This is a genomic window from Aquiflexum sp., from assembly GCF_041749095.1.
GTDB lineage: Bacteria > Bacteroidota > Bacteroidia > Cytophagales > Cyclobacteriaceae > Aquiflexum.
Map to the genome: position 1 here is coordinate 1 of NZ_JBGTCA010000189.1, position 9701 is coordinate 9701.

The following is a 9701-nucleotide window of genomic DNA, read 5'->3' on the forward strand; positions in this document are numbered from 1 at the left end:
TCAATGATCTGTACAAACCCAATAGGCCGACCGTTCAATTCAGCCATAAGCTGTAAGCGCCATTCAGGGTTTTTGGCAAGCTCTGATTCCCAATCCCAGTCTTCATCGGGATCTGCAAAGATATTATGTTCCTGTTTGTCCCAATATATCAGCATGTCAAGGTCAGAGGGTCTTGCTTCCCTGAGTTCAATATGGATGCTATCTGAACCGGTCATTTTCTTTTTTTGTGGCTTTCGATTTATTTTCAGCTACCCTGAATTGTACAATAGCTATAATCAGTTCTTTGGGTATCCTATCAGCAACGGTCAAGCTTTCATGTTGGATATGACAAGGAGAAGTCTTTGACGCATTAGAACAGTTTTCAAGAGGATCAAATTGTATGTCCTTGTCACCTCGACGGTAGGAGAGGTCTATTTAGAGCTTTTATCCGAAATCTATTTAGAAAAAGCAGAACTTAGTTTCCAAATTAGGGTAGTAGATTTCTCTCTACGTTCGAAATGACAAGGGAAAGCCATTGACCCGATTTTTCAAATAAAAGTGTTCAACCGTAAATCTAATTTATGCATACTAAGGGTCTTTTTACTTCCGACTTATGATATATATCAACAGCATTAATCCCCCTGATATACAATCCTTCCCCCCACCACAGTCATTTTCACTTTGGCATCCAGAATTTCATCTTCGGGGATTTCCATGATGTTTTTGTCAAAAACAGTGAAATCTGCTGCTTTTCCCACTTCGATGGAACCTTTGAAATCTTCCTCGAATTCAGCAAAAGCCCCGGCAAGGGTATAGGATTTCAGCGCCTGATCTCTTGTCAATTTCTGATCGGGTTCATAGCCACCTTCAGGGAGCATTTTGAGGGTTTTTCGACTTACGGAGGCATAGAAAGAGGGGATGGGATCCAATGGTTCTACAGGTGCATCCGTCCCATTGGAAATCACCGCTCCTGATGCAAGTAGTTTTTGCCAAACATAAGCGCCGTCAGTAATACGCTTTGGTCCTAATCTTCCGATTGCCCAAGGACGGTCTGAACTTAGATGAATGGCCTGAATGGCTGCAATGACACCCATTTCCCCAAATCTGGAAATATCATCCACATGCAAATGTTGGGCATGCTCGACGCGGAATCGGTGGTCGGTGACCTCGGGGAATTTGGCGAAAACTGCCTCATACCTGTCCAGCACTTCACGGTTGGCACGATCTCCGATGGCATGGGCGCAAACCTGAAAACCCAATGGAATAGCTTTTTCAGATACTTGGGTGACAATGGACATGGGTAAGGTTTCATGTCCTCTTTGACCGGGTTTATCACTGTAATCTTCCAAAAGCCAAGCTCCCCAAGGACCCAATGCCCCATCACAATTCAGCTTGATGGAGCGGACGGTCACCATGTGGTCAGGATCGATCATGGGACCTTTTTTGTACCAGGCTTCCAAGAGTTCCGGTTGACGTCCGGTCAGCATGATATACATCCGGGAAGTCAATTTGCCTTCGGATTTGAATTTCCCGACCATATCAATAAAGCTTTGTCCACTTCCGGCATCATGAAAAGAGGTGATGCCTTTTTCTGCCAATTCCTGAAGGGCAAGTTCAAGGGCTTTTTCAGCCCTTTCGGGTGTGTCTTCAGGAATCAGTCGGGAGACCAAGCCTGATGCCCTTTCCACCAATACCCCCGTAGGATTTCCCAATTCATCACGCAATACTTCACCACCCTCTACTTCCTGTTTCGGATTTTCGCTTCTCAGTGGGTTGATCCCTGCCATTTCCATTGCCTTTTGATTGACAAAGGAAGCATGTCCGGAGGCATGGGCGAGGTAAACCGGATTGTCGGGGGTGACGGCACTGAGTTTTTCATGGGTTTGGAAACCCTGAATAGTCTTGTCAGGCATCTCTATCCACTTATCCTGATGCCAGCCTCTGCCGGTAATCCATTCGCCAGGTTCGGCATTGGTTGCAGCTTCAGCCACCTTTTCGATCAGTTCGTCATAGGTTTTGACGTACATCAGGTCGATATCCAGTTTGTTGTACCCAATTCCCATCAGGTGCCCATGGGATTCGATAAATCCCGGGGTCATGGTTTTGCCCTGTAGGTCTATTGTTTCGGTATTCTTTCCAACAAAAGCCATGATTTCTTCGGTAGTCCCCACTGCCAGAATCAGCCCGTCTTTGACCGCCACAGCTTCAGTTTTGGGATTGGTTTCGTCAACGGTATAGACTATTCCATTGATATAAACCTGATCAGCAGGATTTTTCGGACCTGTGTTACAGGAAAAGAGGAGTAAAGCAAGAAGTCCAGTAAAGTATATATTTTTCATAGAGGTAATGTTCGATTTCAAAACTAGGAGATATAATGCAAAGCTGCCAGACCGCTCCTGTAATGAGGTGAATGTCTCCTATTTTTTATGGTAGGGATTGGGTTGGTGGTGGGGAATTTGGTTAGGTGGATTGGAAAAAAGGGGGAATTGGTTTATGTTTAAGTAGTTGGAAAATAGCGACAATGCCAAACTTTGTTAGTTATTTATAAAGAACTTAAAATATGCCAATCGAAAGATATTCTAATACTTCACCAAAGTTCTTTGAACCTGAAGAGTCGGTTGAACTTGCTAGATATATGGATATTACAAAGTTTCTTTCCCTTCTTAAAGATGAGCAGTTATTTTTTTGCCGCCTTAATAAATTGGAAGACAGATTTGAAGGAACAATGCCGAAAAAATCTAGAAAAGACTTTATTGATTTTTATAAACATTTAAGAGATTTTGGAAATTTCTTTACTGACCCTATGACAGATGAAGAAATAGAAAAATATGTTGACGAGGATCTTGAATTTAGAAAAAAACTGAAGTCACTTAATTGTATCAACTGTTGGAACGAGTTTAAAGGTGAATCATATGCTTTATGGAAGATATATTCTGACCTTAACAAAGGAATAATGATCAAATCTTCTTTTAAAAGGATTATTAAAGCTTTAAAAGAATCAGATGAAATTATTTATTGCAGCAAAGTTAAATATATCGACTATGAAAATGAATCAATAGACATTGGAAATACAATGACACCGATTGTCCATAAACATAAAGCATATTCATATGAAAAAGAAATTCGTCTCATTCATGAAGTGTATAATAAGGGGTGGAAATATGATTGGAAAACTGAGAAATATGAAAATGGAGTAAAGGTAAATGTTAATCTACAAGAGTTAATTCATGAAATCGTAATTAGTCCCTTCTCACCAGACTGGTTTTTTGAATTGGTTGGTGATATTCTAAATAAATATTCATTAAAATGTAAATTAATCAGTTCGAAATTGTAATAACAGACATATCAAATTTAAAATATGTCATCATTTTCTTCTCCATGAAATTTATAAGATTTATCAACATATTTATACTCCGCAAAAAACTTTGTTATATCTTTCATTAGATTTTTAAATATTACTTCTCCTCGATTATTTATGTCATAACGGTATCTTCTTTCTAAAACGTCAGGTATTGATTTTGTCATAACTGGTATAATTGATTTTGTCTTTCGGCAATAATCAATTGTGACCTCTTCTTCGTTTATTGTCAATACGAATTTGTCATTAATATCGATAAAATGGCGTGGTCTACGAATGTACAATTCAAGTGAATAGGAATTCGGATTATCACTCACTGAATATTCATGCTCAAGTTCAACCATTTGACCATCAAAATCGAATTCAATTTCTGATTTCAATTTTTCTAAGTTCTTAATTAAGATAGGGAGTTTTTCTTTCATATTCATTTATAAATTGATTAATAATTGAATTCACTAAATCAATCCAGATGATCAGTATTGTCTTTGCCTCCTCCAAACATAGAAAAAGGAATCGCTAAGATCAGGTGAAGTAAAGCAATATAAGCGTATGTATCATTTTCTCCAAACATCTTTAACATCCAATATAACTCTGCGAGAAAAGGAAGAAATAAGGATAATATACCACCTAAGAAGCCCCCTTCAGAAAAAGCAATAATAACTGTCCAAATGTGTGTGATAATGGCAGTGAAAATGAATATAATATAAATTGGAAAAAAAAATCCTTTCATAAATTATTGATTGATAAGTAAATAATTTTGTTTAGGAGATTAGTGCTTTAACGTGTTCAATTGGCATCTATGCATTTATGTAATTAAGTTAGACCAAAATAATTGAATTCAAAAAAATAGTAATTTTTCCTAATATAATATATGCGTTCAATGGCTGAAATTATATGCTAAACCTTCTTGTCATAGGGGGGCAATTCAGATAACATTACATCAAGCATCCAATTATCGGCAAGTTTAAAAAGGGTAGTTATGTCCACATTGCCATGAATACGCCGCATATATTCCAAATCACATACACAGCCAATCCTTTCAGCCACAATATAATCCGCCACTTGCTGTGCAAAACATCTTTTCTTTTCCCCTTCCATCCAAAAAGGTAAAGTCAACAAAACTTTGAATTTGTCATTAAAAGGACCTAAATGGAATCTTTCAGCAATCCTTTGAGATATAACTGTTCCTGTATAATTCCCTAAAGCCGACACCAAAAATATAGACCCTATCTTGCTTTTCAATTGCTGAAAAATATCAGTTGGTATTTCCAGTTGATTGATCAAATTCCTTTCAAGCATTTCGAACTTATCTTCCTCAAAAGGAGAAAACTGAATAAAATCCATCTCCCCATCTTTTTCCTTTGGCTCCAAATCAGAGATAAGTGTTACACTTTCAAAGGGGTAATATTTATGATAATGTGTAGCCCATTCTGAGGCAGCCGAGCCAACAGCAACCAGATGAAACATAGGGGGGAGGGGATTTAACAACCAGTCAAATTCTGAGTCATCTTTAACTGAAATCTTTGCACTATTTAACCAAGGCAAAGCCAGACATGCGATCAGGGATTTAAAAGAATTTTTGATGTTCATATAGAAAAGGATAAGGTTTAATAGAAAGATGAATTTACTCAATTCTTTTAATTCCGAATGGTCAGATTATGATATAAAACTTCTCAATTAAAAATTATTTATTTATTGTTTCGGTTTAGTCTACTTTGTTTTAACAATTTTTTAAAATAAATTTTGGAGTAATAAAAAATTTTATAAACATAGCATTGTTTATAGTTAAAAGAAGTCGTTATGATTATGAGGTGTTTTAAATTTTTACTTTTCCCCCTAATTTTATCAGGAAATATTCTGGCTCAAGGGAATCTACCTATTGCTTTAAAGTTAGATGAGAAAAATGGATTTAAGGATTTTCAGATTGGAGATGGATACTCTAAATGGCAGAAAGAATTAAAGTTTTTAAACAAAAAAAATGATTTATCATTTTATACTTATACAGGAAATTGTTGCCCAACTATTTTTAGTGTTGATGTTGAATTCATTAACTTGGGATTTAAAGATGGAAAACTTGCTGTAATATATTTAGAGACAAAAACCGTTCGTGTCCCATCTAAAACCAAATGGGAGTCCGATGATTATGAGGTTATAAAAAGAAATTTTGATTTGTTGTTTGAAGTAGTAAGCCCAAATTTTCCTACTGATGATAATTCAGGTAGAACAATAAGTCAATGGATTGGAAAAAAACTATTCTTAACATTAACATATCATTATCAAGGAATTAAAAAATTAGGAGATTCGGTTGATGGATCAGGAAATTGTTCGGTAATGTTAGGGTTATTACCCGATACCATTAAAGATTTCTAATGTAGAAATTTCCCGTGCGTCCGAAGCGGTATTTTTTTCATTTGGGTTACCCGTATCCGGGTATTTTTTGGTGCCCAAAACCATCCTACTGTCCAGCGCACCTGGAAAAATTACTTTTTGGTAGAACTTAAAGATCTTGTTTTAATCAATGAAATGTCACCTTTATTAAATGCCAATGATTCCCCTGTGGAGTTGTTGTAGATGAATATATAGTTTGATGTTTCTCCTATGAAAGAAAAGTCTCTGTGATATGTGCCTATTTCTTTTTTTTCATTTGTTTGAATAGTAATGTTTCTTGTACTTTTTCCCTTTTTAACAGATTTAGCTTCATATAATGCAATATGAGAGAGTGAAAAAAACATAAAAACAATAAATAAGAATGATGGAAAAATTATATGATTCTCCTTTACGGATTTGACTTCACGGTTGATTATCCAAAAAAATTTTATAGCTACAATTGGAAGAGCCAAAAATCTTAAATCAGAACCTTCAGGCATTTCTTCCATACTTAACAACACTGCAAACATGATTATAACTATTGTTATTGAATGAAATAATGAAAAAATCTCCTTGGTATGTGTAATTCTAATAAATCTGAGGTAAACTTTGTCTGGTTTAGATCTTGATAATAATTTTTTTTTGAAAATTGGCTTTAAAATAAAATTTATTGTTAGTTCTCTGTAAAGTAAATAGATTATGAGATCAAGAATAAACAGGATTTTCAATAAATCCAGTAAAAAGGAAATTGAGAAGAAGATGAAATCAGACAATGAAATATATTGTTCAATTGAAATTCCAAATTCTCTATAGTAAAATTTAAAATAGGTATATGCTATTGCATAGAGTGCAAAAATAATTAATGGAATAGCTTTAGAGTAATTTTTTAAAAATGATTCCATTGATTACCCCCACCTCTCCTTCAGCACTCTATTATACTCCGCAAACTGTAACACCTCCCTCATCATTACCACGCTGATAGATCCCCCATCATTGAACTGCTTCCGCAGAGGCCATACCGTAATTTCATTCATCCCTAGCTGATTGTGGATCCCAAGCGTATTGATCACTTCTTTGAAGAGGGATTCTAGGGTACGACCCTTAGTTGATCCCTCTAGGAGTTCAGAATTGTCGTTTTTCAGAGTATCTATTACCATATCCAAATATAAAAATTTCCGATGAAAATGATCAACGGTTTTTTTATCCTATTCACCAAGCTCCACTCTCTAGGTGTAATCTAGCTTTCGCCGGTGAATTAGCGTGAGTTTAAAACAACTTCCACCTTTTTTCAACCAATAATCAAAATAGTATCGTACATGGGAATTTGGGCTTAGTAGTAAGCCCCTCTGGGTTTATTCTGTAAATCTGACTACAAACGAAATAATTTTGAGAATCAAAGAATGGAGTGAAGATGCTTATGCATTCTCTAATAGTTTGGGCGAATCAATTTCAATTCATCGAAACTATTTGTTTAATTTATTCGATAACAATATTTAACCTAAAATCATGAAACAACTTTTCATCCTATTTATAGGATTTTCCTTGATCTTATCATGTAATCATAAACCAAAAAATGAGTCGTTTCCTAATGATTTGCAATTGGTACAAACAGGAGAATATATGATAACAATCGATCTGGAAACTTCAAATTCCCATTTATTGGCATATTTGGACACTTGGGGTGGTAAGGATTATTTGCAATTTGTAAATCCGAAAAATAACAACTATTACTTTTATGATTTTAAATGACCTTGTTCAAGATACCCCGATTTTCACCCACCAAGGAAAACTATACTACTTAAAAAGAGACCAAGAATTCGAGGATAAATGTCAATTTTTGAATTAGAGGGAGTTGAATAGTACTGGAATTAATCCCCCTCTTGGAGTAATTTCGCCCCCTATGGGTGTAATTGAGCTTTCGATGGAGACTGGGTGTGTTTGTAACTACACCCCTCTGGGTTTAGTTTAGTTTTCGGTAATAATTGGTTGTAGATTGATACTCATATTCCAACATCCCTAGATAGGACAAGTTGTTTTAACTGTAATCTTGAACCATCAATTTATTTTAAAATATTTTTGGGTAGATTGCATTAATACACTTTAGATTGTGTGACACCTGCAGAACTAATTAGAAAATAGTGTATATATCAGGCTAACATCTTAACTAATTTTTCATTATGAATAGACCTCTAATTCTGATAAAAGACAATCTTTTAAAGCCGATTCTTGCAACAGAAGAAAGGGTTAATGAAATTTGCAAGGAATCAAAGAGACCGATTAATGGAGTTGTTCTTAATGGCCTTTTTCTAATGTTAGTTTCATATATTGAATCAATGCAAAAAGAATTAATAAAATACTTCCTTAAATATCGACCTGATAAATTTCCAGATAAGTTCCTTAAACTAGAAAAAACAGTTCTCTTGGATAATGAAGATTTCGATTTATTAGAAGAATTAATAACGACTTATATTGACAAAATGCCATATTGGCGCTTAAGTAAAATTTTTTATGAAGCTCTTGAAATAAAGAAACCGCACAATGAAATAAAAATTCAAAAGATTAAGGACAGAAGAAATTCGTTAATTCACAATAACCTGAAAGTTGATTTCAAGAAACAAAAAGTTCAACATGATCACATTAATGAAGATTATTTAGCAGAAAGCCTTAATGAATATGAAAAGTACTTATCTGAACTAAAGTCAGCGATATCCGAATCCTATTTAAAATGCAGTAAACTCCAAGCTTTGGAAAATTTATGGCTATATACATTCAGAACGCCCCTATGTTCAAATTTTTTAGATTATTGGATCATTGATGAACAGAATGATTCACTGCTTGGATGTAAGCGCCCTGATATTGAAAAAGATTTATCATCAAGTGAAATTTTCATGCTTGAAATATGGCGTACCCAAGTTTGCGGAGGAAAGGTAAAATTTCCGAATATGGCCTCAATTGATAAACACTATCAGAATTGTCTTTATTTATTTCTTAAGCTTTCAAAAGACATTTTTCTTTACAAATAAACCCCCTCTGGGTGTAATATAGCTTTCGGTGGAGTCTGGGTTTAGTTTGGCATCCCTGCAAGCTGGCCCAAAGCTAAAATATCCGTATCAGCGGATATTTCTTAACGCTTTGTCCTACCCTAATATTCCGACCAATTTGCGATTGGCACTCAACACGTGTTCACCAATAATCCACATCAATCAAAGCTATTTATTCTTAGTAATTTCTGGTTTTGGACGAACTTGAATAGCGTTTTTTTGATCAGTTCGGTCGGACAGGTGCCAAAAAATAAGGCTGAAAATAAATATATTCGTATCTTGAGTTTGATCAACACAAAATACGATGAAAAAGTCACAATTATTGGAAACTATCCAAGATATGCCGGAAGAATTTTCTATAGATGAACTAATGGAGAAATTACTGATTCTGCAGAAAATAGAAGAAGGACAACAGCAAATTCGGGATGGGAATTTTTTTTCTGAGGAAGAAGCTAAACTGAAATTGGAAAAATGGTTAAAATAATCTGGGCAGAACTGGCAATTGACGATTTGACCAATATCGGAAATTATAGCAGCAGGTTCTCAGATAAATATGCATCTTCAATTATTTCGAAACTCTTCAACAAAGTGAATATTTTAAAAAAGATGCCAAAAATTGGAAGGGTGGTTCCAGAAAAAAATGACGAGAATGTTAGAGAATTGATAGAAGGAAATTATCGAATCATTTATGAGTTAAGAAGTGATGAACGAATTGAAGTGCTGATGGTCCATCATTCATCAAGACCCCTTCTGGGTGTAATCTAGCTTACGGAGGTGACTGGGTGAGTTTGTAACTAATCCCCAATTTTCCAACCAATTTTCAATTGGAATTCAACGTATGATCACGAAAAAACCTTATATCAAAGCTATTTATCCTTAGAGTTTCTGGTACTTGAATGATATTAATAATATTCACCATACTGGAATCGCAAATTCCAAGGATAGAAATGGTGTGG

The 9701-nt window shown here is 35.1% G+C and carries 10 protein-coding genes and 1 pseudogene; 5 read left to right on the top strand and 6 right to left on the bottom strand.

Annotated features, from left to right (window positions below):
* Together ACEW8O_RS09190 and ACEW8O_RS09195 are read right to left on the bottom strand one after the other, a co-directional pair.
* Positions 1-215: pseudogene (locus ACEW8O_RS09190) on the bottom strand (hypothetical protein); the annotation flags it as partial.
* A gap of 396 nt (positions 216-611) precedes the next feature.
* Entirely contained in the window at positions 612-2318 is a 1707-nt protein-coding gene (locus tag ACEW8O_RS09195) for an amidohydrolase (protein ID WP_373494331.1), read from the bottom strand.
* 221 nt (positions 2319-2539) lie between these two features.
* Here ACEW8O_RS09195 and ACEW8O_RS09200 point away from each other — a divergent pair, with 221 nt between their 5' ends.
* The gene (locus ACEW8O_RS09200) at positions 2540-3313 is read left to right on the top strand and encodes a DUF2971 domain-containing protein (protein WP_373494332.1); all 774 of its coding nucleotides are present in this window, start codon (positions 2540-2542) and stop codon (positions 3311-3313) included.
* 17 nt (positions 3314-3330) lie between these two features.
* Here ACEW8O_RS09200 and ACEW8O_RS09205 read toward each other — a convergent pair whose 3' ends face one another.
* The 3 genes from ACEW8O_RS09205 to ACEW8O_RS09215 form a co-directional block, all read right to left on the bottom strand.
* Positions 3331-3759, bottom strand: a complete 429-nt coding sequence (locus tag ACEW8O_RS09205) for a hypothetical protein (RefSeq protein ID WP_373494333.1) — start codon at positions 3757-3759, stop codon at positions 3331-3333.
* A 38-nt stretch (positions 3760-3797) separates the two neighbouring features.
* Positions 3798-4067, bottom strand: coding sequence for a hypothetical protein (locus ACEW8O_RS09210; protein WP_373494334.1), 270 nt, complete (start codon positions 4065-4067; stop codon positions 3798-3800).
* A gap of 167 nt (positions 4068-4234) precedes the next feature.
* The gene (locus ACEW8O_RS09215) at positions 4235-4927 is read right to left on the bottom strand and encodes a hypothetical protein (RefSeq protein WP_373494335.1); all 693 of its coding nucleotides are present in this window, start codon (positions 4925-4927) and stop codon (positions 4235-4237) included.
* Positions 4928-5143: 216 nt separating this feature from the next.
* Here ACEW8O_RS09215 and ACEW8O_RS09220 point away from each other — a divergent pair, with 216 nt between their 5' ends.
* Positions 5144-5707 (top strand): hypothetical protein, encoded by a 564-nt coding sequence (locus tag ACEW8O_RS09220; protein ID WP_373494336.1) that lies wholly within the window; start codon positions 5144-5146, stop codon positions 5705-5707.
* Positions 5708-5817: 110 nt separating this feature from the next.
* Here the strand turns inward: ACEW8O_RS09220 and ACEW8O_RS09225 are convergent, their stop codons facing one another.
* Complete coding sequence (locus ACEW8O_RS09225; protein WP_373494337.1) at positions 5818-6606, bottom strand: hypothetical protein; 789 nt, start codon at positions 6604-6606, stop codon at positions 5818-5820.
* Positions 6607-7881: 1275 nt separating this feature from the next.
* On the opposite strand from ACEW8O_RS09225, the gene ACEW8O_RS09230 reads away from it, so the two are divergent.
* The 3 genes from ACEW8O_RS09230 to ACEW8O_RS09240 all read left to right on the top strand — a co-directional run bounded on the left by ACEW8O_RS09230 (position 7882) and on the right by ACEW8O_RS09240 (position 9510).
* Positions 7882-8727 (top strand): hypothetical protein, encoded by an 846-nt coding sequence (locus ACEW8O_RS09230; protein WP_373494338.1) that lies wholly within the window; start codon positions 7882-7884, stop codon positions 8725-8727.
* A gap of 322 nt (positions 8728-9049) precedes the next feature.
* Positions 9050-9229, top strand: coding sequence for a hypothetical protein (locus ACEW8O_RS09235; RefSeq protein ID WP_373494339.1), 180 nt, complete (start codon positions 9050-9052; stop codon positions 9227-9229).
* A complete protein-coding gene (locus ACEW8O_RS09240) occupies positions 9217-9510 on the top strand; it encodes a type II toxin-antitoxin system RelE/ParE family toxin (protein WP_373494340.1) in 294 nt (97 codons plus the stop codon). The genes ACEW8O_RS09235 and ACEW8O_RS09240 overlap by 13 nt, the downstream gene beginning before the upstream one ends.
* The last annotated feature ends 191 nt before the right edge of the window (positions 9511-9701 follow it).